Source organism: Algoriphagus locisalis, from assembly GCF_900116615.1.
GTDB classification, from domain to species: domain Bacteria; phylum Bacteroidota; class Bacteroidia; order Cytophagales; family Cyclobacteriaceae; genus Algoriphagus; species Algoriphagus locisalis.
The window spans coordinates 269,920-294,975 of the sequence record NZ_FPBF01000005.1 but is presented as its reverse complement, the minus strand read 5'-3'; the positions used below and the strand labels follow the sequence as shown (position 1 = coordinate 294,975).

The 25,056-nt window shown below is 43.0% G+C and carries 21 protein-coding genes; 4 read left to right on the top strand and 17 right to left on the bottom strand.

Features of this window, described 5'->3' with window-relative positions; all coding sequences use genetic code 11:
* Position 1 precedes the first annotated feature (1 nt).
* Positions 2 to 1,561 carry an SDR family NAD(P)-dependent oxidoreductase gene (locus BM386_RS15325; RefSeq protein WP_091695900.1) on the top strand — a complete coding sequence of 520 codons (1,560 nt, stop codon included), beginning with the start codon at positions 2 to 4 and terminating at the stop codon, positions 1,559 to 1,561.
* A gap of 242 nt (positions 1,562 to 1,803) precedes the next feature.
* On the opposite strand, the gene BM386_RS15320 is transcribed toward BM386_RS15325, so the two are convergent.
* Positions 1,804 to 2,625 carry a purine-nucleoside phosphorylase gene (locus tag BM386_RS15320; RefSeq protein ID WP_091695898.1) on the bottom strand — a complete coding sequence of 274 codons (822 nt, stop codon included), beginning with the start codon at positions 2,623 to 2,625 and terminating at the stop codon, positions 1,804 to 1,806.
* 95 nt (positions 2,626 to 2,720) lie between these two features.
* Here BM386_RS15320 and BM386_RS15315 point away from each other — a divergent pair, with 95 nt between their 5' ends.
* A complete protein-coding gene (locus BM386_RS15315) occupies positions 2,721 to 3,245 on the top strand; it encodes an NADPH-dependent FMN reductase (protein ID WP_091695896.1) in 525 nt (174 codons plus the stop codon).
* Between the two features lie 3 nt (positions 3,246 to 3,248).
* On the opposite strand, the gene ftsZ is transcribed toward BM386_RS15315, so the two are convergent.
* The 14 genes from ftsZ to BM386_RS15245 all read right to left on the bottom strand — a co-directional run bounded on the left by ftsZ (position 3,249) and on the right by BM386_RS15245 (position 19,393).
* Complete coding sequence (ftsZ, locus tag BM386_RS15310; protein ID WP_091696144.1) at positions 3,249 to 4,931, bottom strand: cell division protein FtsZ; 1,683 nt, start codon at positions 4,929 to 4,931, stop codon at positions 3,249 to 3,251.
* A gap of 108 nt (positions 4,932 to 5,039) precedes the next feature.
* Positions 5,040 to 6,350, bottom strand: coding sequence for a cell division protein FtsA (ftsA, locus tag BM386_RS15305; protein WP_091695894.1), 1,311 nt, complete (start codon positions 6,348 to 6,350; stop codon positions 5,040 to 5,042).
* A 10-nt stretch (positions 6,351 to 6,360) separates the two neighbouring features.
* On the bottom strand, positions 6,361 to 7,119 hold the full coding sequence (locus BM386_RS15300) for a cell division protein FtsQ/DivIB (RefSeq protein ID WP_091695892.1): 759 nt from the start codon (positions 7,117 to 7,119) through the stop codon (positions 6,361 to 6,363).
* Complete coding sequence (murC, locus tag BM386_RS15295; RefSeq protein WP_091695890.1) at positions 7,116 to 8,528, bottom strand: UDP-N-acetylmuramate--L-alanine ligase; 1,413 nt, start codon at positions 8,526 to 8,528, stop codon at positions 7,116 to 7,118. The genes BM386_RS15300 and murC overlap by 4 nt, the downstream gene beginning before the upstream one ends.
* Complete coding sequence (murG, locus tag BM386_RS15290) at positions 8,525 to 9,607, bottom strand: undecaprenyldiphospho-muramoylpentapeptide beta-N-acetylglucosaminyltransferase (RefSeq protein ID WP_091695888.1); 1,083 nt, start codon at positions 9,605 to 9,607, stop codon at positions 8,525 to 8,527. Before murG ends, murC begins: the two co-directional genes overlap by 4 nt.
* A 29-nt stretch (positions 9,608 to 9,636) precedes the next feature.
* The gene (locus BM386_RS15285) at positions 9,637 to 10,806 is read right to left on the bottom strand and encodes an FtsW/RodA/SpoVE family cell cycle protein (protein WP_091695886.1); all 1,170 of its coding nucleotides are present in this window, start codon (positions 10,804 to 10,806) and stop codon (positions 9,637 to 9,639) included.
* Positions 10,803 to 12,152 (bottom strand): UDP-N-acetylmuramoyl-L-alanine--D-glutamate ligase, encoded by a 1,350-nt coding sequence (gene murD, locus BM386_RS15280; RefSeq protein WP_091695884.1) that lies wholly within the window; start codon positions 12,150 to 12,152, stop codon positions 10,803 to 10,805. The genes BM386_RS15285 and murD overlap by 4 nt, the downstream gene beginning before the upstream one ends.
* A gap of 5 nt (positions 12,153 to 12,157) precedes the next feature.
* On the bottom strand, positions 12,158 to 13,369 hold the full coding sequence (mraY, locus tag BM386_RS15275; protein ID WP_091695883.1) for a phospho-N-acetylmuramoyl-pentapeptide-transferase: 1,212 nt from the start codon (positions 13,367 to 13,369) through the stop codon (positions 12,158 to 12,160).
* Between the two features lies 1 nt (position 13,370).
* Positions 13,371 to 14,834, bottom strand: a complete 1,464-nt coding sequence (locus BM386_RS15270) for a UDP-N-acetylmuramoyl-L-alanyl-D-glutamate--2,6-diaminopimelate ligase (protein ID WP_091695881.1) — start codon at positions 14,832 to 14,834, stop codon at positions 13,371 to 13,373.
* On the bottom strand, positions 14,835 to 16,943 hold the full coding sequence (locus BM386_RS15265; RefSeq protein ID WP_091695879.1) for a penicillin-binding protein: 2,109 nt from the start codon (positions 16,941 to 16,943) through the stop codon (positions 14,835 to 14,837).
* Positions 16,940 to 17,323 (bottom strand): FtsL-like putative cell division protein, encoded by a 384-nt coding sequence (locus BM386_RS15260; protein ID WP_091695877.1) that lies wholly within the window; start codon positions 17,321 to 17,323, stop codon positions 16,940 to 16,942. Before BM386_RS15260 ends, BM386_RS15265 begins: the two co-directional genes overlap by 4 nt.
* Positions 17,320 to 18,231 (bottom strand): 16S rRNA (cytosine(1402)-N(4))-methyltransferase RsmH, encoded by a 912-nt coding sequence (rsmH, locus tag BM386_RS15255; RefSeq protein ID WP_091695876.1) that lies wholly within the window; start codon positions 18,229 to 18,231, stop codon positions 17,320 to 17,322. Before rsmH ends, BM386_RS15260 begins: the two co-directional genes overlap by 4 nt.
* Before the next feature lie 4 nt (positions 18,232 to 18,235).
* On the bottom strand, positions 18,236 to 18,670 hold the full coding sequence (gene mraZ / locus BM386_RS15250; protein ID WP_091695874.1) for a division/cell wall cluster transcriptional repressor MraZ: 435 nt from the start codon (positions 18,668 to 18,670) through the stop codon (positions 18,236 to 18,238).
* A gap of 531 nt (positions 18,671 to 19,201) precedes the next feature.
* Positions 19,202 to 19,393, bottom strand: coding sequence for a CsbD family protein (locus BM386_RS15245; protein ID WP_091695871.1), 192 nt, complete (start codon positions 19,391 to 19,393; stop codon positions 19,202 to 19,204).
* 369 nt (positions 19,394 to 19,762) lie between these two features.
* Between BM386_RS15245 and BM386_RS15235 the strand changes: the two genes are divergently transcribed.
* Entirely contained in the window at positions 19,763 to 20,788 is a 1,026-nt protein-coding gene (locus BM386_RS15235; RefSeq protein ID WP_091695868.1) for a ligase-associated DNA damage response exonuclease, read from the top strand.
* Positions 20,785 to 22,383, top strand: coding sequence for an ATP-dependent DNA ligase (locus tag BM386_RS15230; RefSeq protein ID WP_091695866.1), 1,599 nt, complete (start codon positions 20,785 to 20,787; stop codon positions 22,381 to 22,383). The genes BM386_RS15235 and BM386_RS15230 overlap by 4 nt, the downstream gene beginning before the upstream one ends.
* A 96-nt stretch (positions 22,384 to 22,479) precedes the next feature.
* On the opposite strand, the gene BM386_RS15225 is transcribed toward BM386_RS15230, so the two are convergent.
* Together BM386_RS15225 and BM386_RS15220 are read right to left on the bottom strand one after the other, a co-directional pair.
* Entirely contained in the window at positions 22,480 to 24,543 is a 2,064-nt protein-coding gene (locus BM386_RS15225) for a M56 family metallopeptidase (protein WP_091695865.1), read from the bottom strand.
* Complete coding sequence (locus BM386_RS15220; protein ID WP_091695863.1) at positions 24,543 to 24,914, bottom strand: BlaI/MecI/CopY family transcriptional regulator; 372 nt, start codon at positions 24,912 to 24,914, stop codon at positions 24,543 to 24,545. Before BM386_RS15220 ends, BM386_RS15225 begins: the two co-directional genes overlap by 1 nt.
* Positions 24,915 to 25,056: the final 142 nt, after the last annotated feature.

The window sequence follows — 25,056 nt, the reverse complement described above, 5'->3', positions numbered from 1 at the left end:
CATGGAAAAGGAATCAGAATCTGTAAAACCAGTGAAAATCACCGCTGAACAAATCGCTCAAGCCATCGCAGTGCTGGAAGGATTAAATGCGGATACGGACCAGATTTTTGATATCCCTAAAGAAAGCCGACTTGCGCTCTTGATGGCTGCAGGGCAATTTTCAAGACCAAGTAAGGAAGAACTTGCCGAGCGCAAAAAAGGCGCTAAGAAGATCCACAGAAAGAAAGTTGCCGACAAAGACAAATCTGCCAGAAAAACGACAGGCATCCGTTCTGCTCGGGAAGCTTCAATTTTCATCGCACCAACTATGTTGTCTCTGACCGGAAAAGAAGCCGAGGAAGCTATTATTCTCGAATCCCCTCGCGAGTGTTACGTCTGCAAGGAATCCTTTAACAGATTGCATCATTTCTACGACACCATGTGTACAGGATGCGGGGATTTCAATTATGCCAAGCGCTTTCAGACTGCAGATCTGCAAGGTCAAGTTGCGTTGGTGACGGGCTCTCGATTGAAAATCGGTTACCATATTACTTTAATGATGCTCCGGGCTGGAGCCACGGTTATTGCCACGACTCGATTCCCGGTGGATTCAGCTTTACGATTTGCCAAGGAACCTGATTTTAAAGAATGGGGGAACAGACTTCATATTCATGGCTTGGACTTGAGACATATCCCAAGTGTGGAGATTTTTTGCAATTACATAGAGCAGAAATACGATCGTTTGGATGTCTTGATCAACAATGCCGCTCAGACAGTTCGCCGACCAGCAGGATTTTATCAGCATTTGATGGAAAATGAGACCTTGGAATGGAATGACCTCTCTTCAGCTTCGCAAAAGTTACTTTCCGATCATCATGAGTGCTTGCAGGAAATCCGAATTCTCAGTCAGGAATTTGCCGAGGGCGAAAACAAAAATCTGCCTGTTTCCTGGCATGGAAAACAACTCGGGATTGGACTTACTTCTTCCGCTCAGCTGACGCAAATACCTTATAGCATCGATGATTCTTTGAGTTCTGAGGAGATTTTCCCTATTGGAAAACTGGACGCTGATCTTCAGCAAGTGGATTTGAGAAAAACGAATAGCTGGAGATTGAAGCTGGGAGAAATCCACACCAACGAAATGCTTGAAGTTCAGCTCGTAAATTCTGTTGCTCCATTTGTGCTATGCAATCGCCTCGTAAATATCATGAAGAAGGATTATACGGGTAAAAAACATATCATCAATGTGTCAGCTATGGAAGGCAAATTCCATCAGTTTCACAAGGAAGCTCGGCATCCACATACCAACATGGCGAAGGCTGCATTGAACATGATGACATTAACTTCGGCAGCTGAGCTACCTAAATTTGGGATTTACACCAATGCAGTAGATACAGGTTGGGTGACGGATGAGGATCCTGCTGAACTGGCCAAGAGAAAGCAGGATTTGCATGACTTCCAACCTCCATTAGATATTGTGGATGGAGCTGCCCGGGTGATGGATCCTTTATTCGATGGAATCAATACAAGCAAACATTGGAATGGAAAATTCCTGAAGGATTATAAACCGACTAGCTGGTAAATTTCTCGCGGCGGCGCAACGGCGCGGCGATTAATTGCTATGTGTCACACTGAGCGAAGTCGAAGTGGCTCCCGCAAAGGCGCAAAGGCGCGACTTAAGAAACCTTTGCCGTGATTCTTCACTTCGATGTGTAATCAAATCAATATCGAAACTTAGGATTTCGTCATTGGTAGAAGGAGGTACGACGAAGCAATCTTTATTAGTCCAGCTTCCGGAGAAGCAGGTCAACGTCTATGGAATACTTAATCTATTTGTCTAACCAATTCTTTGATAATTGCAGCCATTACCGGTTCAGCTTTAGCGGCAGCGGCAAGAACATCCACGATTGTCACCGGCTGGATTTTGCCCTCTACTCCCAAATCTGTAATTGCAGAAATCCCAAACACCTCAATTCCCATCTGCCGCGCTACGATCACTTCCGGTACGGTACTCATTCCTACAGCGTCCGCACCTAAGCCATGAAGGTATTTGTATTCTGCGGGCGTTTCTAGGTTTGGCCCTTGCACTCCTACATACACTCCTGTATGAACCCTGAAGTTATTTGCCTTAGCAAAACCTAAACCCTTGGAGAGTAAATCTGCTGAATAGGCATCACTCATGTCCGGGAATCTGGGACCAAATTCTTCGAAATGCTTTCCACGAAGTGGGCTCTCTGGAAACAAATCGATCTGATCACGGATAATCATCACATCGCCTACTTCCTGGGCCGGATTCAATCCTCCCGAAGCATTTGAAACCAAAAGTGTTCTAATTCCAAGTTTGTGCATAACCCGAATTGGAAATGTCACTTCCTGCATAGAATAGCCTTCGTAGTAGTGAAAGCGGCCTTTCATCGCCATCACTTTTTTCCCGGAAAGCTCCCCAAAAATCAATTTGCCAGAATGACTCTCTACTGTAGAAAGCGGGAAATTTGGGATATCAGCGTAGTCAATTTCTTTTTCTACATTGATCTGATCTCCCAAATGTCCAAGGCCTGTTCCAAGTATAATCGCAATTGATATTTCCCCAGAATATTGGGATTGTATAAAAGAAGTTGCTTCAGAGATTTGATTTGGGTAGTCCATAAGGTGTAATTTGTCAGTCCTAAAGATATAAATTACAGCTAAGCTTCGAACAAATACACCCGTAAGAATGTCTTCCCTTCAGAAATATACATGCAATGATCAAGATAATCGTAGGAACCAACCGTAAGAACTCTGTCTCCAAAACCATCGCTGAACTCTATCAAAGTATCCTAACAGAGAAAGGTGAGCAATCAGAAATCATGGAATTAGAGGATCTGCCCAGTGATTTTATTGAGAATGCTTTGTATGAAAATAACGGGAAACATGATTTGTATAACGAGTTCCACGATCAATTAGTAGATGGGAAAAAGTTTGTGTTCATCGTACCTGAGTACAACGGTTCATTCCCGGGAATCCTAAAAACCTTCATCGACGGGATGACCTATCCTAATACATTCAGGAATAAAAAGTGTGCTTTGGTGGGTATTTCATCTGGAATAGGCGGGGGTGGCATCGCAATGAGCCACCTTACCGACATCTTCCATTATCTGGGTATGCATGTCCTTGCTCTTAAGCCAAAACTGGCTAAAATAGAGCAAAATATGTCAGATAACCTGCTCACCAACAGGCTGTACATGGACTTGCTGCAAACCCAGGCAGACATGCTGCTTGAGTTTTAGGACTTAGTCCACATTATCATGCAGGAATCTATTATTACCTAGAATCTCATTGTCATCGCTCAAGTTGTACTTACTGATGCTTGGCTCAGAGCTATGCTGAGGTTCGTTCAATACTACGTTTTTACGCTGATAAGCCGGCACCTCCATTTTCTCCTTCAATTCTTCCGGAGTTGGATTGTAAGCACGGCTTCCTTTTAGCTTTTCGAAACGCTCATGAGCTCTTTGAATCGCCTTCTGCTTCATTTGCTCATAGTAATCATTTGCAAAGGCAGGAGTAGCTGGCTCTTCTTTTTTAGGCGCTTCAGGAGTATTTTTTTCTTCCTCATCTTCGAAAAGATCATGGACGATTTTCTCCTGAGCAGGCTTAGGAGCTTCAGCTTTTACTTCATCCTTCTTCATAAAAGAAAATAAGCTTTCTTTCTTTGGAGCAGGCTTAGGAGCTTCGATTGGTTCTTCTTTCTTAGGGGTTTCAGCCACTGGCTTCTCTTCTGGAGCTGGAGTTGGAGCAGGAGCAGGAGTTTTAGGCATAGAGAATACAAAAGTGGATCCGTTAGCAACTGGCTCTTCTTTCACTTTCTCAGATTTACCAGAGTCCAAATTGATTACTGTTTTCTCTTCTTCTACTTCCTGAACTGGAGTGCTTGGTGCTGGAGCTGGAACTGGAGAAGGTGCAGCTATAGCTTTAGCTGTTTCCTCTCTCTTAGTACCTGCAAGTCTATCCATTTGGAAACCTGTAGCAATTACAGTTACTCGGATAGCTTTGCCTAATTCAGGATCGATACCCTGACCGAAGATCACTTCTGCATTGTCACCAGCTTTCTCCTGGATGTACTCAGTGATTTCACTCAATTCGTCCATAGACAATTCTTCGTCTTCGCCAGACATGATAGAAAGCAAGATTTTCTCTGCTCCTTTGATATCTACATTGTTTAGCAACGGAGAAGAGATAGCAGCACCTGCAGCGCGGATTGCACGTCCTTCGCCTTCCTCAGTGGAAGAGCCCATCACGGCAGCACCAGCATCTTTCATTACTGTCTTCACATCTTCAAAATCCACGTTTACATCCTGATGAACAGTGATGATCTCAGCGATAGATCTTGCAGCAGTAGATAGAATATCGTCCGCCTTGCTGAAAGCAGTTCTGATGGCAAGGTTGCCATAGATCTCTCTCAATTTGTCATTCAAAATAACCAAAACTGTATCGCAATTCTCGCGAAGAGCTTCAATTCCAGCCTGAGCCACATTCATTTTCTTCTTTCCTTCGAACATGAATGGAGCGGTAACAATACCCACAGTTAGGATATTAAGCTCTTTTGCAATTCTAGCTACCACAGGAGCTGCACCAGTACCGGTACCTCCACCCATTCCAGCTGTGATAAATACCATTTTGGTGTTATCAGCCAATAGCTCACGGATCTCATCCTCTGATTCTATCGCTGCATTTTTTCCTTGCTCTGGATTTGCACCGGCACCAAGACCTTCGGTCAAATTAGCGCCAAGCTGTAATCTCAATGGAACCGGGCTAGACTTAAGCGCCTGAGCATCGGTATTGACTACCACAAACTCAACGTCTTTAATCCCTAGACCAAACATGTGGTTTACGGCATTGGAACCGCCTCCACCAACGCCAATTACCTTTATAATTGACTTCGGGTTTTTGTGTAAATCAAATCTGTAATCTTTCATGTTATCTGACATATTTATATTTATTGGTGAATTTTCTATGGTTGTATTAGTGGTGTTTTAAAAAGGGAAATTGGCAGCAGAGCCATCAATCTCCCCCAATCATAAGCCCTAGTAATTAATATCGTCTCCGATGTCATCGCTGAGAATTCCTTTCAGTCTTCCGGCGATTTTATCGAAAATATCTTTTGGACTGATGTCCATTGGTTTTTGTCTTTTAATGGCTTTTCCGTTAGCAGTTCTTTTAGCATAGCCTTGATCTCTGTCGTCAAGTGCTTTGAATCCAGCAAGTACAAGACCTACTGAAGTCGCGTACATCGGGCTCTTCACTTCCTCGATCACCGACTTACCCAAGTGCTCATTTGGATAGCCAATCCTGGTATCCAGACCTGTCATGTATTCGAAGAGCTGAGAGATGAACTGCAATTGAGAACCACCTCCTGTGAGGACGATTCCCCCAGCCAGCTTTTTGTAATGCCCACTTTGCATAATCTCATTCTGCACGATCTCGATGATTTCTTCCATTCTAGCCTGAATGATAGAAGCTAAGTTTCTGATAGAAATCTCTTTTGGAGCTCTATTTCTCAAGCCTGGAATCGATACGATCTCATTTGGATTTGCCTCTTCTGTGATGGCTTTTCCAAATTTTGTTTTCAGCAATTCCGCTTGATTCTGCATCACCATGCAGCCTTCTTTGATGTCCTTAGTGATAATATTTCCACCCAAAGGAATCACGGCAGTATGACGAATAATATTCTCGTAGAAAATGGCGATGTCTGTGGTTCCGCCTCCTATATCTACCAGGCAAACGCCTGCTTCCTTCTCGTCATCGCTCAAAACAGAAAGTGAACTTGCCAATGGCTCAAGAATTAGTTGCTTGGAAACTAAATCTGCACGGCGCACACATCTGTTTATATTGTTGATAGCAGTGGTCTGGGCGGTGATGATATGGAAATCAGCTTCCAGACGTGTACCTGACATCCCTACAGGATCTTTGATACCACCTTCGTAATCCACGGTGTAATCCTGGGGCATTACATGGATGATTGTATTTCCCGGAGGAATAAGTATGTTTTCCATTTCGCTGGAAAGTCTCCTTACGTCTTCTACCGTGATCTCATCATCGGTAGGATGACGCATGATGCTGCCGCTTTGTATTTTGCTCTGGATATGCTGCCCGGCAATTCCCACGATGACATCAGCGATGTCCACATTGGCCATTTCCGAGGCTTCTTCCACTGCTTTTTCTATAGCATGGACAGTCTTGTCTATGTTGGTCACCACGCCGCGATCAACTCCGTCAGAAACGGCTTTGCCCATGCCTAGCACCTCGAGTTTGCCATACTCATTTTTGCGTCCCACAATGACACAGATCTTGGTTGTCCCAATATCCAGTCCTACTATTAGTTCTTTGTTTTCCATATCCAAGCTATTATTCACAGACGATTTGATCCTTAAACTTTACACTTACCCGATCGTAAGTATTCCAGCCCTTGCGAGGCAATATTTCCTTATAAAAGACCGATATCCGGTCAAACTTATTCTCTATATCATGTGCGTCACCGAACTCAATTACCTGTCTTCCCACCTGTTGGAAAAGACGGATATTATCCTTGGAATTCACTTCCAATTCGGTGATCTGTGCATTCCAAAATTCATCCTCAGTGATGAATGTGATCAAGTCCATCAATTCAGGCATATCCGCTTTGATATCACCTTTATCCATTAGCATTTCAGCATAGTCGCCTTCCAAAATCAGCACACGGCTCGTGTATGAAGTGGAAGTAGGAATCACCTTGCCTTCGGTTGTTATATAGCCGTCAGCTGCCATTGGCTGCGCAATTCTCGCAATCGGCTGATGCTGGCTGATCTTCAAATTCAAAATCCCTTTCTGTCCCAGCATAGCTTCCACCGACTTTACAAATGGATGCCCTAAAAGCCTAGCTTCAATTGCTTTCATTGGCACTTGCTCAAGCATCAATCCTGCTTTCAATTCAGGAAATGCTTCGGCTAGGATTTTTGAGATCTCGGCATCCTCCACGAAATACACTCCACTTACTCCTTCTATATCGATTTCAGTACCTTGGAAAGTCTTGTACATCGTCTGCTTTTCCACAAATCCGATGAATCCAACCAGTACTAGACTGAGCACCACAAAAGCCGCTATTTTCTTTAGATTAGCTTTTTTCATAGCGCATATCGGTTAAGTCCCTCTTTCATCCAAGTAGCAATCACAGGTACTAATCGGTCAATATCTCCAGCTCCAAGAGTCACCAAAACTTCCGGTGATGCCTTGTCCAAATGACTCATCAAATCCTCTTTGGATACCAATTCCTTATGATCCGTATTGATCCCATCCAGCAACATCGCTGAAGTCACTCCTTCGATTGGCAACTCCCTTGCTGGGTAGATATCCAACAAAATCACCGAATCCGCCAAGGATAAACTCTCTGAAAAGCCTTCGGCAAAATCACGCGTGCGCGAAAACAAATGCGGTTGGAAAATCACCGTTAATTTCTTCGTCGGGAACATAGCCCGAACTGAACTTAAACAGGCTCGGATCTCTTCAGGATGATGCGCATAATCATCTATGTAAACATGGTTCCCCTCATTCACATGAATTTCAAACCTTCTCTTCACTCCCTTGAAAGAGCTCAATCCTAAGCGGATTTGCTCTTCTGAGATATTGTGATCCAGAGCTATGGCGATTGCCGCCAAGGCATTTTCCACGTTATGAAACCCAGGAATGAATAACTCCAAGCCTTTAATCTCATTTTTGCCATCCAAATAATCAAAGACAAATGAACCAGGTCGCGCCTGAATATTCTCAGCACTGATTCCGGAAGATCTCAACCCGTACTCACGTGTAGCGATCTTTGGAAGCTTGCCCTCTCCAAGTCTTTGTGCAGCATGCTGCTGTATGTATAATCTTCCTTTTTTATCTGCCAGATGAACAAATTCCAAGAAACCATCCAAGATGTGCTGTTCGTCACCATAGACATCCAAATGGTCAGGATCTGCACTTGTCAGCACTACCTCATTTGGGTGGAGTCTTAAGAATGAGCGGTCAAACTCATCTGCCTCCACTACTACTAAGGTTGGCTCTTTAGACTTTTTACCTCCCAGAATCAGGTTGCTTTGATAATTCTGTGTTATTCCACCCAAGAATGCCACAATTGGCTTTCCTGCTGACTTCAGCATATGGGCTATCATGGAGGACGTAGTCGTCTTACCATGTGTACCAGCAACGGCGATTGTATAATAAGTGCTTGTCAGTATGCCTAGCACTTCTGATCTTTTCTTCAGTTGATAGCCATTGTCTCTGAAGAAATTCAGTTGTGCAGAATCCTTCGGCATAGCCGGAGTCCAAATGATCAGGGCCTTTTCAGAATGGTCTTTGATCTGAGCAGGAATGCTTTCCAACTTGTCCTCAAAAGAAATCTGCATTCCCTCCGCGATCAATTCCTCTGTAAGTGGCGAAGGAGTACGGTCATATCCAGATACAGCATATCCTTCATGACGGAACCATCGGGCCAAGGCACTCATGCCTATGCCGCCAATTCCGAGCAAATGGACGCTATTTATACCTTCGAAACTCATACAATCAATTGTTCTACTTCTTCCACTATGGCGTTTGCCGCATTCGGCTTAGCCAGATTCTTTATGTTTTTTCCTAATAAGGAAGCCAGCGAGCTATCCTTCATTAGCTTAGTTACTTCTTGTTCCAAAGCGCCTACAGCCTCTGAATCTTTCAAAAGCAATGCTGCGTCATGACTTACATAAGCCATTGCATTTTTGGTCTGATGATCTTCAGCCACATTCGGAGATGGAATAAAAATCACAGGTTTACCCACAAGAGAAAGTTCTGAAACCGACAATGCTCCGGCTCTAGAAACAATCACATCTGCCGCCGCATATGCCAAATCCATTTCGCGGATAAACTCATTCAGATAAATAGATTTCAGACCTGAGTCTGACAGCTTGGATTTCATCTCTTGGAAATAAAATTTACCACACTGCCAAAGCACCTGGTAACCTTCCTCCTCAAGTATCTGCATATCCTTTAGCACAGCATGGTTTAGTGTTCTTGCTCCTAGTGAGCCACCCAAAACCAAAAGAGTTTTCTTAGCGGGATCTAACCCGAAATGGGTAAATGCATTTTCTCTTTTTCCAGACAAATCCAGAATGTCCTTGCGAACAGGATTTCCTGTGTAAGCGATTCTATCCGTAGGGAAAAAGCGATCCATATCAGGATAGGCAACACAGATCTTTTTGGCTTTTTTAGCCAGAATTTTATTTGTCAAACCTGCGTAGGAGTTTTGTTCCTGTACCAGCGTAGGAATTCCTTTTCTTTGCGCAGCATAAAGCACCGGACCACTTGCGTAGCCACCTACTCCTACCACTGCATCAGGCTTAAAGTCCTTGATGATTTGGGAAGCTTGAGTCAGGCTTTTCAAAAGCTTAAAAGGGAATTTCAGGTTTTCCAGAGACAAGCTTCTTTGCAAGCCAGCCACTGGAAGTCCTTTGATTTTGTACCCAGCTTCAGGTACTTTCTGCATTTCCATTTTGCCCAAAGCACCCACAAATAAGATCTCGCTGGCAGGATGTTTTTCCTTCCAGGCATTAGCAATAGCGATAGCCGGATAGATATGCCCCCCGGTTCCTCCACCACTGATCAAAATGCGATATGTACGTTGTGCGTTAATAATTATGCGGTTTTAAGTCTTGTTCTATTTCCAATAGTGGAGCTACTTGCCTGCGATTCATCCTGATGATCACCACGACTTACTGAGAGAATAATTCCCAGAGAAATCCCTGTAAACACGAGAGATGTTCCTCCCATACTCAAAAGCGGAAGTGGCAAACCCGTGATTGGCCCTAAGCCAACGGCTACGGCCATATTCACTAATGCCTGAATAACCAATGCGAAACTCAATCCCGCAGATAGTAATCCACCAAATGCTTTATTTGAATTTGCCACGATTCGCATACCTCTATAAAGAAGCGCGAGGTACAGGAAGAGCACGGAGAATCCCCCTATCAATCCATATTCCTCTATGATGATGGCGTAGATAAAATCTGAATACGGATGCGGAAGCGAATTTCTTTGCTCAGAATTCCCTGGACCTTTTCCGCCAATTCCTCCAGTTGCGATTGCGATATAAGATTGCTCAGCTTGGAATGGAACCTCCTCTTCATTGAAGAATGCGGTAACTCTGGAAACTAAAGTAGATCCACGCTGACCGGTAAATCCTGCAACTGTCAATCCCAGAAGCCCGACAAACAAAACAATCGTCAGATACTTAAGAGGAACACGACCGATGAACATAATCAGCAGGCATGTAATCAACAACAAAATCGCTGTAGAGAAATTGGCCATGGCGATAAGTCCGCAAATCAGACCTACTGCGATAATAATCGGAACGAAAGTGCTTTTAAAGTCCTTAATGTTCTTTTGTCTTTTGGCAAGCATCAACGCTATAGCAGCTATCAGTGAAAGCTTAGCCAAATCGGATGGCTGGAAAGCTTGGTTGATCACAGGAATTGTAATCCAGCGATTAGCTTCATTGATGTTGGAGCCGAACATATAGGTCACCAAAAGCAATGGAATGGAAATAACCACACCCAGCTTCGCATACATCGCATACCTTTTATAAGGTATTTTATGCGCAAACCACATCACTACCAACGACACAAAAATCAACATGGAATGTCTGATCAAGTAGATCTCAGTATTTCCACCCGCATATTTGTACGCCAAAGAACCCGTAGCGGAATACACTACCAGAATACTGAAAAGTGACAATAGAATGACAATACCCCAAATGATTGGGTCGCCTTTGAAATTTCTATCTATCCATGCTTTAAACTCACTCATGCGATGGCTTTCGGTTTAAGGTTCTCTACTGCGGCACGGAATTGAATTCCGCGATCTTCATAATTTTTGAACAAGTCGAAGCTTGCACAAGCTGGCGATAGCAAAACTATATCTCCAGATTCCCCAAGTTCATTTCCCCAAGAAACCGCCTCCTTTATATCTTGTGTCTCTCGAATGTCTGCTATAGACGACCCAAAAGCTGATTTTAATTTCTCATTGTCTTTGCCCAAGCAAATCAGGCTTTTCACCTTTTCTGTCAATGGAGATAGAACCGTATAGTCATTTCCCTTGTCCACGCCTCCGGCAATCCAGATCAATGGGTTGTCGTAGCTCGCCAGCGCATAAGCCGTAGCTTCCACATTGGTGCCTTTACTATCGTTGATAAACTTCACTCCATCTACTTCTTTGATCAACTCCATTCGGTGAGGCGCATTTTTGAACGTCTGGAATCCCAGCATAAAATCCACATCCTTTACACCCGCGATCAAAGCTGCAGAACCAGCGCAAAGGGCATTCAAAAGATTGTGCTTCCCTTTGAGAGAAAGTGAATCCACTGGCACAACTACCGATTGCTCTGCTACCGCAAAAGTCAAATTCTCTCCATCTGTCCAGGCTCCCTCTTTTTGAAGTTCCAAAGCAGAAACCCAAAGGGTAGAAGCTTTTACTTCATTGCTTTTCAAACCTTCTAAAGTCAAAGCATCTTCTGCAAAAAGAATAGCCTGATTGGCAGAAGTCATATTTTTAAAGATTCCAAACTTGGAATCTATGTAATTCTCGATTTTATACTCGTAGCGATCCAAATGATCTGGCGTGATGTTGCAAAGAATCGCAACTGAGGGTTTGAAGTTGACAAATCCATCTATTTGGAAACTGCTGCACTCGATCACCCACCATTCATGTTCTTTTTCGAGTAACTGCGCAGCCCAGCTTTTGCCTACATTTCCAGCCAAACCCACGTCCAAACCCGCTTCTTTCATTAAGTGATAAGTCAGCAATGTGGTAGTAGTTTTACCATTGGTTCCAGTGATCGCAATCACTTTTCCGGTGCTGTAGCCAAATGCAAATTCTAACTCATCGATAATCGGAATGCCTGCCAACGATGCCTTTGCAGCCATTTCCGCCTTTGGAGAAATGCCAGGACTTTTGATGATCAGATCTGCACTGAGGATTTTCTCCTCCGAATGCTTTCCTTCTTCAAAAGCAATTCCCAACCGCTCCATTTCAGCTTTTCGCGCCAGAGAAATCTGTCCTGCATCGGAAACGAAAACGGCATAGCCCTTCTGTCTGGCAAGCATTGCTGCTCCCAATCCGCTTTCTCCCGCGCCCAGAACGACTAGTTTTTTCATTTCTATTATCTAAGTTTCAATGTTGCCAAAGTGATTACTGCCAAAAGAATACCCACAATCCAGAATCGGGTTACGATTTTGGCCTCTGGGATATTTTTCTTTTGGTAATGATGATGAAGTGGAGACATCAAGAAGATTCTTCTGCCTTCACCATATTTTTTTCGAGTGTATTTGAAGTACCCAACTTGGAGCATCACACTTGCATTTTCGATTACAAATACCCCACACATGATTGGAATCAGTAGTTCTTTGCGAAGCGTCAAAGCCAACACAGCGATCACTCCTCCGAGCATTAAGCTTCCTGTATCACCCATAAAAACTTGAGCCGGATAGGCATTGTACCACAAGAATCCCACGCAGGCGCCAATAAAGGCCGAAGCAAAAATTACCAGCTCTCCCGAATTCGGGATGTACATGATGTTGAGGTAGGATGAGAAAATCGCATTACCACTTAGGTAAGCGAAAATCGCAATAGTCAAACCAATTATTGCTGAGGTTCCTGCTGCCAATCCATCGATACCATCTGTGATATTAGCACCGTTGGAAACCGCGGTAATGATGAAAGTCACGACGAAAATGTATAGAATCGGAGTCATCGCTTCACCCATAAAGCCAAGCAAAGTCTCGTAATTCAGCTCATTGTTTTTGGTAAAAGGAATGGTGGTTTTAGCCACTTTCACATCTCTGTACGTTGGCGTTTCTACCACCCCTTCTTCTATGGAAACCGGGTTGGTAAACTCACGGATTACTACGCTTTCATTGAAATAAAGTGTGGAACCCACGATAATCCCGATGCCAATCTGACCGATGATCTTAAATCTACCGGCGAGACCTTCTTTGTTTTTCTTGAAAACCTTGATGTAATCATCTACAAAGCCAATTGCTCCCAACCAAACCGTAGTGATCAGCAAAAGAATGATGTAAATGTTATTCAGATCTGCGAAAAGCAAAGTCGGAATTAATATTGCAGCCATGATCATCAAGCCCCCCATCGTCGGCGTGCCTTTTTTCTGCTTTTCGCCTTCTAAACCTAGATCTCTTACTGTCTCTCCGATCTGCTTATTTCTGATCCAAGCAATGATTTTGTGGCCAAAAGAGATGGTGATGATCAATGAAAAAAGCGCAGCCATTCCAGCTCGGAATGAGATAAATCTAAACACCCCTGTTCCAGGGATATCAAGCACTTTGTCCAAATAATCAAAAAGTGGATATAACATCTCAGCTCTGTGTCAATTGTTGTAAAAACTCGGTTACTACTTCGGTATCATCAAAGTGATGCTTCACTCCTTTGATTTCCTGATAATCCTCATGGCCTTTACCGGCGATAAGAATGATATCTCCTTTTTGAGAAAGCATACAAGCCGTCTTAATTGCCTCTCTGCGATCCACAATGTTTAATGTTTTTCTGATTTCAGACGGACCTACCCCAGCCTGCATATCTTTTAGTATTTCTTCCGGCACTTCAAATCGAGGGTTGTCAGAAGTAAGAATTGCTTTATCGCTTTCCTGAACAGCGATTTTTGCCATGATGGGACGCTTGGTTTTGTCACGATTTCCTCCACAGCCCACTACTGTGATCAGTTGTTCGCCACCCGTTCTAGCACCGTTGATTGTTTTAAGGACATTATCCAAAGCATCTGGCGTATGCGCATAATCCACGATGGCAGTGATGCCTGCAATGGAAATTCTATCGAAACGGCCTTTGGCACCGCGGATTCCTGAAAGCTCACGAAGAACTTCGTCCTCCTCTTCGCCCAGAAGTACAGTGACTCCCAATACCGCCAGAAGATTGTAGGCATTGAATGCGCCGATCATCCTGAACCAGATCAACTTGCTGTTGATGTCTAGCTCCAGACCTTCGAGAGTATTGGATATGATTTTGGCTTTAAAATCAGCAGGAGACTTCAGTGAAAAAAACTGATGTGAAGCTTTGCAATTCTGAAGCATTACTGCTCCTCGTTTATCGTCACCATTTACTAGTGCAAAAGCGTCTTTTGGAAGTTCATCGAATAACTTTTTCTTAGCCTTGATGTACTCGTCAAACGTGCCATGATAATCCAAATGGTCATGAGAGATATTTGTAAAAACAGCTCCTGCAAGCTTTAACCCTGCTATTCTCTCTTGTACGATGGCATGAGAACTAGCTTCCATGAAGCAGTGTGTACAGCCTTCCTTTACCATTTTGCGAAGCAAAGCCTGCACGCTCACCGCGTCTGGCGTAGTATGAGTCGCGTGGATTACAGTTTCATTAATCTTATTTTCTACTGTGGAAAGTAAGCCTGTGCTGTAGCCCATCCGCATGAAAAGCTGATGCAAAAGAGTGGCTGTGGTGGTCTTTCCATTTGTACCTGTGATCGCCACTACCTTGATAGTCTCAGAAGGATTATCAAAGTAGTTGCTTGCCATTATGCCTAGTGCTCTGGCAGAGTTCACCACTTCTACATAAGTGATCCCATCCAAAAGCTGCTCTGGCAATTGCTCACAAACGATGCTCTTAGCTCCAAGTCCTATAGCTTTCTCTATGAATTCATGGCCATCTACCTGAGTACCTTTGATCGCTACGAAAGCACTACCCTCAGTCACCTGACGGCTGTCAAAGACAATATCTTTCACCCCCAACTCCATGTCTCCGGTAGTAGAGGTAAGTGATACTTTATATAATATGTCTTTTAGTACTTTCATTTATCCTAATACCAGATTAATAGTTGTGTTCGGTCTTAATTCGGTCCCAGCGGAAATAGACTGAGCTTTTACTCTGCCTTTCCCAGTGTAGTTGACTTTCATTCCTTTATTCTCAAGAATGAAAAGCGCATCTCGAAGCGGAAGTCCTGACACATCAGGTACAGTCGACTTGTCCGTATCATTGACGCTCATCTGTACACTTGCATCCTGAGCGACTGTCTTCACCCATTCCTCAGGATTAGCAGCAGATGCCTTCAATCCGAGTTCTTGGAAAATGCCTTGAAGCTCTTCCGCTTTACCTGCTTTCACATATGGCAATTGCGTTCCGTCTGCCTCAGCCCTGAATATTTCTTGCTGATTGTCTGGGTTCAATTCAATGTCAAGTGCATAGATTTTGTCTGCGATTTCTTTGAAAACCGGAGCTGAAACATCCCCTCCGTATGCAGCAAAGCCTTTTGGACTATCGATCACGACAACCATTGAATATTTTGGATTGTCAGCAGGGAAATAGCCCGCGAAACTTGTGTAGTAAATTCTAGAATACTGCCCGTTGATCAGCTTCTGAGCGGTACCTGTTTTACCTGCGATGCTATAGTCAGCATTTGCTATATTTTTCGCCGTACCGCGAACGACGACGCCTTCCAATAGCTCCTGAAGAAGCTTGATATTTTTCTCAGAAGCGATTTGCTTGCGGACAACTTCAGGCTCGTATTTTTCTTCAATGATATTTCCTTTGGAAACTGACTTCACGATGTATGGCTTCATCATTTTCCCGCCATTCGCCACTGCATTATACAATGCCAGCGTATGAAGAGGGTTTAGCTTGATTTCATATCCTATAGAAACCCAAGGAAGTGTGGTACCATACCAGTCTTTGTCTTCAGGCTTTTTGAAATAAGGTTTCCCTTCACCTATGAGCTGAAAACCTAAAGGCTCTCTCAAACCAACCTTATCTATATAAGCCATGAATTTGGAAGGGCTTGAGCCAAAATGCTCATCTACTAATTTGGAGATACCTACATTGGAAGATTTCTCAAATGCCTCACGAATTGTCAACGTGCCGTATCCACCATTTTTGGCATCACGCATCGTTTGATTGTAGAATTTGTGGGACCCGTTTCCAGTTTCCACTGTCTCATCCAAAGTGATTTTGTTTTCTTCCAAAAGCGCCAACATGGAAAGCAATTTGAATGTCGATCCTGGCTCTGTATTTCCCTGATCACCTATTGCGAAATTGTAGTTTTCACCGTAACCATTTCCGCTGGAATTGCGCTGCAAATTGGTTATTGCTTTGATCTGACCTGTTTTCACTTCCATCACGATGACCGAACCAAATTCAGCATCACGATCAGTCAGTTGACGTCTCAGGGCAGTTTCTGCCACATCCTGAATATTCACATCCAGTGTAGTGGTGACATCATAACCATTCTCAGGCTTCACATCTTCTGCATCAAAAACCGGCTTCCAGCTTCCTCCAGCCAAACGCTGAAAAAGTGCCTTTCCATCCTGTCCTTGCAGGTAATTGTTGAAGCTATACTCGATCCCAGCACCATATGCATCCTCATTCAAAAAGCCAACTGTACGGCTGGCAAGGGAATTAAACGGACGATATCTTTTCTCTACTTTCTCGAAGATCACTCCCCCCCCCATTCTTCCATCTCTAAAAATTGGCCAGGTGGACATTTCCTGCATGCCTTGATATCCGATTTGCTTTCTATTCAATACCAGGTATCTCTTGTTTTCCAACCTAGCGTCGTTGATCATTCGCTTGTAAGAAGCAGCTGATTTGTCCTTATAATAGGAAGACAGCATCTTGGCTAGGGAATCCAACCCTGACTTATAGGTGTCAGACTTTGCAATAGTCGGATCAAGAGCCACTCTATAAAAAGGTAAACTAGTAGCCAATAAGCTTCCGTCTGCCGCGTAAATGTTACCTCGGGTGGCTGGTACTTCTCTGTATTGGAAGTTGATAGTCTCCGCTTTTTCACGCCATACATCTCCATCCGCCATTTGAAGTTTGGCGATTTTGTACGGTATAGCAGCTGAACACAGCGCTATCAGGATAAACACCACCCGTACTCGGATCAATATGGATTTCTTAAAATTCAATTTTCTACCTCGATTTTTATCGGTGGTTGATTCAGTTCAAATATTCCTTGTTCAGCTACACGCTTAGCCACTTCTGACTGCATGCTGCTTAGCATGTATTCTGCTTCCAGCGTAGTCACATCAGCACGTAAGTCCTCTACTTCCTGCTGCGCTTTTTCAATCTTGCGCACCATATTCTCAGCACGGTGATTACTCCAGATATAGACCAAAGCCAATAAAGCCACAAATCCAACTGGCGGAACCAATTGGACAGGCACTCCCTCACCCAATATCCCGGTGACATCGAGCTTCTCTTCTATCCAACTAAAGATGGATTTTCGAGGACCTCCTTTTGGCTTGTTGCCTGACTTGAGTTTCTTTCTAAATGTATTATTGCTCATACCTCCGTCTTCTTCGCTATTCTGAGTTTTGCACTTCTTGCTCTTGGATTAGAAGCTATTTCTTCTGCATCTGCCACCACAGCTCCTCGGCTGATTGGCTCCAGAGGCCGAATTAGATTTCCATAAAAATCCTTTTCCACCTCACCTTGAAATCTGCCTTTGATCATCAGGTTTTTAACCAAGCGATCTTCCAGACTGTGGTAGCTCATCACCACCAATCTGCCATCTGGCTTTAGAACCTCCACCGCATCAAGCAGCATCTCTTCCAAAGCGCCCATCTCGTCATTTACTTCTATCCTCAACGCCTGAAAAACCTGAGCGTAATATTTAAAGTCTTTGCCCCTAGGAGCATATTTTTTCAAAAAGGAAGTAAAGCCTTCCGTAGTCTCAAATGGCTGTGAGTTTCTTTCCGATACGATTGCTTGTGCCAAAGTCTTTGCATTTTTCACCTCTCCATACATTCCGAGAATCTTGTGCAATTGACCTTCATCGTATGTATTCAAAACCTCTTTGGCAGAAACCTCTGCCGATTGGTTCATGCGCATGTCCAAACTCCCGCTGAATCTGGTAGAAAAGCCCCTACTTGGCTCATCGATCTGATGGGAAGAAATTCCCAGGTCTGCTAAAACCCCATCTACTTTTTTTACTCCGTGAAGCCTTAGGTATTTTTTCAAATCCCGGAAATTGGCCGCTATAAAAGTGAAGTTGTCCGATGAAGGGATATTTGCTTCTGCATCCACATCCTGATCAAATGCATACAAATGCCCTTTGTCCAGGTGCTTTAGAATCTCACGGGAATGTCCTCCTCCACCGAAAGTCACGTCCACATAGATCCCGTTGGGATCAATAGACAAGCCTTCAGTGCATTGGGCTAGCATCACTGGAATATGGTAAATAGACTCCGTCATGAGATTAAATGAGATACTTTTCCATCAGGCCTGAAACCTCCGCCGGATCTTCAATATTATTCTGACTATGGTTTTCCTGGTTCCACAATTCTATTCTCCCGCCGTTACCAACCACGATTACATCTTTTTCAAGTCCTGCATAAGTGAGATAGACTTTCGGTATCAACAAACGACCCGTGCTATCCAATTCTACGTCCACTACCGAACTGAAAAAAGCCCGCTGCAACAAGCGCTGCTCAGGGTTATGCATGGAAAGCGCCTTGATTTTGTTCTCAAGTTTTTTGTATTCTACCATAGGATAAAGAGCCAAACACCTATCTTCAGCCATACGAAGCATAAGCGTAGTTCCATTAGCCTCCGGTATCGCCGCCTTGATTTTGGCAGGCAACACCAGACGCCCTTTGGGATCTAGCTTGCAATCGAATTGACTTCTGAACATAAATTCTTGAACTCTTTAAAATGATGAGTATGTAGTAAAGACAAAAGTAGCAAAATGCTCTCCACTTTCTACCACTTTCCTCCACAAATTCCCACTTTGACTTAAAAGTAGGTAATTCTTTGTTCCATCCCAATAAATAGTTGAAAAATTCAAGGAATTTTTTAGGGGTATTGTATTGATTAGAAAGCGGTTAGATATTCCCCAAAACGGGGCAAAACAGGGTGTTTTAGCCATTTAATAATCAGATGAAAAAATATCTTGGGGAATAGAGGAAGGCAGACGAAAGAAAAGTGGGGCAATTTCCCCTGATAGATTAAAAAACTACGTTGTAGTGGGGAATTTACCCACAGCGAAAAATTTTCTGCCCCAATATTAAATTTATACTCCGACGATTTCAGCGGAAAATAAAATCATAGTCTAGATATTTCCGGAAATCATTCGTGAAAACCCAATAGTTAATCTTGAGTTTTGTGCAAAAAAAAGCACTCTCGAGTTGAGAGCGCTTTTATTAATCTTCTAATATTTTTGAAATTAGATATTATCGATAAAGGATTTTACTTCATCTTTTGACTTACCGGTTTTCTTCTGGATTTTTCCTAGAAGCTCGTCTGCTTTACCTTCATCGTACATCAAATCGTCGTCAGTCAAATCACCGTATTGTTGTTTCAACTTACCTTTGATCTCGTTCCAGTTTCCTTTTACTTTATCTTCAAATGCGCTCATAATAGTTGTTGTTTTGGTTAAAAATTGTTTTCGCATTCATTAAATCCATAACTTATGCCAAAGCCAAAGTTTACCCAAAAAACACCTTTCATTCCCATTTAAGACCATTTTTGATGCATATCAAAAGACTTTTTCAAGGTTGGGGTTTCTTCAAAGTGGGGAAGCAAATTCAGGAATTGAGTATATTTCTAGGTAAGTGCTTGCCTTTTAAAATCCATTCTTGAATCTTCTATTTCCAATTCTTTAACCCTCACATACTTTTTCTCTTAAATACAGTTAACAAACTGATTACTGAAGAGAAGCCCACAAAAAAATCGGCTATGGAATGATCATTGAAACATTTATCGAGTACTTATTGACCCCCTCTGAATGAAACAAAGCGATCTATTGATTTTTAATTCAAAGGGGATTTACTGCCCAAAAGCTCAGGTCTATATTGATCCTTGGCGACCGGTAAACAACGCTATTATTACCCATGGCCACTCTGATCATGCTCGGTTTGGACATAAGAAATATTTAACCCACCACAGCAATATCCCCATCATTCGACACAGATTGGGAGAGATCAATGTCCAAGGAATCGGCTGGAACGAGCCTATTCTAATAAATGGGGTCAAATTTAGCCTCCATCCAGCAGGACACATCATCGGTTCTTCGCAGGTACGGGTAGAGTACAAAGGTGAAGTTTGGGTATTCACCGGAGACTACAAAACTGAAGATGATGGAGTTTGCACTCCATACGAGTTGATCAAGTGCCATACCATGATCACCGAATGTACGTTTGGACTGCCTGCTTTCAAATGGAAACCTCAAGCAACTGTTTTTGAAGAGATCAATGCTTGGTGGAAAAGCAATAAAGAGGAAGGAAAAACCTCCATACTTTTTGGCTATACGCTTGGAAAAGCTCAGCGGATTCTCAAGCATTTGGACCCTTCCATAGGAAAAATATATACTCACGGCGCAGTAGAAAATATGACATCGGTGCTCCGCCCTCAACTGGAAATGCCCAAGACGCATCTAATCAGTAAAGAAACTGAAGGGAAGGAAATCAGAGGCAATATGGTAGTCGCTCCAACAAGTGCTCATGGCTCGCCTTGGATGAGAAAGATGGTGCCATTTGAGACGGGAACCTGTAGCGGGTGGATGGCTTTTCGGGGAGCAAGATCACGTAGGGCTACCGATAAGGGCTTTGTGCTTTCTGACCATTGCGATTGGCAAGGATTATTGCAAAGTATTAAAGCCAGCGAAGCAACTCGGGTGATTTGCACTCACGGATATACGGATATTTTCAGCAAATACCTTCGGGAAATTGGGTATGACGCAAGTATAGAAAACACCGATTACGAAGGAGAAAAAGAAGATTCATCAGCCACAGAAAACAGTCAATTGGCATGAGAAAGTTCGCTCAACTTATAGAAAAGCTGGACTCAACCAACAAGACAAACCAGAAGGTCGCAGCTTTAGCTGAATACTTTGCCGATGCAAATGAAAAAGATAAGCTGTGGACTATGGCAATTCTATCACACCGGAGACCTCCACGGCCTGTAAACACTACCTTACTTCGGGTTTATGCAGCAGAACTAGCAGAAATTCCACTTTGGCTTTTCGAAGAAAGCTATCATATCGTGGGAGATTTGGCTGAATCTATTGCTTTAGTAGTACCCAATGACACCCATCACAGTGAGAAAACATTAAGTACAATTCTGGAAGAGTTGGTGCTATTAAAGCCCAAATCTGATCTCGAAAAGAAGGAATATGTACAGCAAATGTGGCTTCAGTTAGACTACTATTCCCGATTTGTATTCACAAAATTACTTACCGGGTCATTCCGGATAGGGATCAGCCAAAAGCTCATGACCAAGGCACTTTCTCAAGTCACTTCTGTCCCTCAAGATGAGCTTGCCTATCGATTGATGGGCGACTGGAATCCCGCCAAAACTACTTTTGAAGAGTTAGTTTTTGGCAGAAATGAACAAGCCTATGTATCCAAACCCTATCCATTTTACCTCGCATACGCCTTAGAATGCGAACTTGAAGAACTTGGGAATGTTAGCGACTGGGTAGCAGAGCACAAATGGGACGGAATCCGTGGACAGGTCATCGCTAGAAAAGGCGAAATATTCATCTGGTCTAGAGGCGAAGAACTCGTCACTGATAAATATCCTGAAATCGCAGATTTGGTAAACTTTCTACCTCCCGGTACAGTGATCGATGGGGAAATTTTAGCGTTTATTGATGGAGAAATTGCGCTGTTCAATGATCTTCAGACTAGAATAGGTCGAAAAAATGTCAGCAAAAGCATCCTACAGAAAGTGCCTGTGATATTTAAAGCTTATGATCTTCTGGAATATAATGGAGAGGATATTAGGGCTTTGAGTTACTTGGAAAGAAGAGCTCTTTTGGAGGCCTTGATCCAAAAAACAAACCATCCCGCTTTACATATTTCAGAACAAATGCAATTCAGTTCTTGGGCTGAAGTAGCTGCAGAAAGAGCGCTATCAAGAGAGAAACGCAGCGAAGGTTTGATGCTAAAAAGGAAGTCTGCTTCCTATCAGGTTGGTCGAAAAAAAGGCGATTGGTGGAAATGGAAAACTGATCCGCTGACAATTGACGCCGTACTGACCTATGCTATGCGCGGGCATGGAAGAAGGACAAACCTATTTACCGACTACACTTTTGGACTTTGGCAGAAAAATGAATCAGGTGAAAATGAGTTAGTGACTTTTGCCAAAGCATACTCAGGCTTGACTGATGCGGAGTTTGCGAAAGTAGATAGCATCATCAAAAAGACTACTTTAGACCGGTTTGGACCTGTTCGTAGCGTTACCCCAACACTTGTTTTTGAATTGGCATTTGAAGGCATTGCTTTTTCAAACCGCCATAAAAGTGGTGTTGCAGTTCGCTTTCCTAGAATTCTGCGCTGGAGACAAGACAAATCAATAGAAGAGGCAAACACCCTTGATGATCTTAAGGCATTGATTCCAAAGTAAAGAATATAAGAAAAAAGACCTGTCCATTGGGCAGGTCTTTTTCAAAGCATCAACACACAATTGCCTTTTTAGGCATATTAAAGACGATTTTTAGGTCTATTTATTATCTTCTTTTTTCTTTAATTCTTCTTCTATTTTCTTCTGGTAAGCCTCAATTTTCGCGGCATTCTCTTGTTGCCAAACTTCCATTTTGCGTTGGTATTCTTCCATTTTTGGTTGCATTTCTTTTTCCCAAGCCTTCATTTTTTCCTCATACTCCTTCAGTTTGGGCTCATTGGATTCCTGCCAAGCTTTCATCTTTGCTTCGAATTCCTTCATCTTTGGCTCGTATGCATTTTGCCACTCAGCCATTTTCTTCTCGAATTCCTTTAGTTTTGGTTCCATGGCTTTTTGCCACTCTTCCATCTTAGCTCCGAATTCTTCTTGATGAGCTTCCCATTTTGCGGCATTCAATTCAGCTGCTTTTGCCCATTCTGCCGAACGTTTTTCTACATTTTTTGCCCATTTCTCCTTCTCTTCAGGAGTCATGTTTTTGATTGTATCTGCATCGAAGAAAAAACCAAGACCATTCTTCCCATCAAATTCAAAAATCATTGGGTGATCACCCATTTCGAAAACCATCTCAGGCATTTCGCTCATATCGAAGTCTGGAACTGGAGCCATCCCAAATTCCATAGGTGGCATAGGTGCCATGGCAAAATCCATCACCGGGGCCATAGCTTCCCCTGGGAATGGAGGAACTGGGGCAAGCTCTAATTCAGGCATATCATCTAAAACGACCATCTCTCCATTCCGGTGATAAACGTAAGTACCCTTTTTACGGCTCTTTAAAATAACCGTATCTCCTTTAGTAATGATCGTGTCTCCTTTAATGAGCACATGCTCCGGCTTGGCGTATTGATATTCTACAATTTGGTTTTTGGAGTTCACATAGGTTGGCTTCCCGTCAGTGATCACCACTTTTTTCACTTCATTGTCGATAATCGTATCGAGAAATACATTCACGTTATTATCGATGTTTGAGTTAACATTCGCATTGATATTTTTCTCAACTTCAGCAATTGCCTGCATTTCTGCATTCACATCAACTGTAACAGGATTCATTTTCTCAACAGCGACGGAAGCGTCCTGCTGTGCTGTAGCCATCAGGCCAGCGCTTAATAAGAGTGTTAGTAGCATAGGGATAGAAATAATAGGGTTTTGAGGATAGGTCTGAGCGGGATGGCCCAGAATTCTTTTGATTCTTTGAAGAGTTGGGTTCCTTCTTTTTCCTGCTGCCAAGGCAAGCTCAGGAGGATTTTGCTTTGCAAAATTCAATACTTCTGCCAAGCTGTAGGCAAGTTCTTTTGGCACCACACCAACCTGAACAGCCAAATCATCGGCTGCATTTTCTCTAAGCTCTTTCACCGTCTGGTTCATCCACCAATAACAAGGATGGTAAAAGAAGAGCACTTCCAGTGCTGACTGAAAGAGATTGATGAGGTAATCGTTCCGCTTCACATGTGCCAATTCATGAGCGATAATTGCTTCTAACTGAACTGGAGTAAGCTGGAAAATAAGCCCTGCCGGAATAAGAATAATAGGTTTGAGGTAGCCGAAAGTAACAGGCGAAACACAATAGGAAGTCAGGCGAAGCTCAACATTTTTAGAGATATCCATTTTGCCCATCAGACGATATAGTGTCTTTTCCAACTGAAAATCCTGAGGATCTGTAGAGGATTTACGAAGTGTTCTGATTTCCGAAAGGCTATTGAATAGACGGAAGAGAAAGAGCAAAGCGCCAAGGAACCAGAAATTCACCAACAGAGGCAATTGTAACTCAATCCAACCAATAATCACATTGATCAATCCATCGGTCTCATAGCCTGATGAGGTATTCAAACTCTCTGCTGGCACAAACGCCATATTGAGCCTCTCAAATAATGGAGTCGGGGTATAAATGGAAAGCTCATAAAAGAATGTTCCAAGTGCTGTAAGTAAAGTCAGACCCAAAGCGCCCAATCCCAAATTATACTTGAAAGCGGTGCTTTGCTTCCCAAATATTTTTAGAAGCAACCAAAAGCTCGCGCTAATAATTACGAGTTGCCAGAGTGAATGAACAAGTGTCCAGCCAGTAGCATAAAGAATGCTTTCAGCAATCCAGTCGTTTAAAAGATCCATTATTTCTGATTTTCAAGTTGGTCTAAAAATGCTCTAATTTCATCCAATTCCTCCTTTGAAGGCTTTTCTGCGCCCAATGCTTGGAGTACCAATTTTTGCGCAGAACCGCCAAAAGCCGTTGTCACCAAATTCTTAAGCAGCGATTTTTGCGTCTCCTTTTGATTGGTAATTGGGCGATAGACATGTGTACGCTGCTCTTCATTGCGATGCACCATTCCTTTGGCATGCATATTCTGCATGGTCTTCAGTGTGGTCGTATATCCGGTGTCTTTTATCTCGGCCAGTCTCTCATGAACTTGGCGGACACTCGCTTCTTTCATTTCCCACAGCAGGGAAAGTATTTCTAATTCTGATTCGGTTGGCTTACTCATAGGAGCTTATACGATTACTTTCGTACCAAAGATATACGAAGAGAATCGTAAGTTCAAAACTTCTACGAAAATAATCGTATTAAAAAGTGTTAAAAACCTATTTACCAGTAGTTTAAATCTATAAAATCAATCTTGAACGATT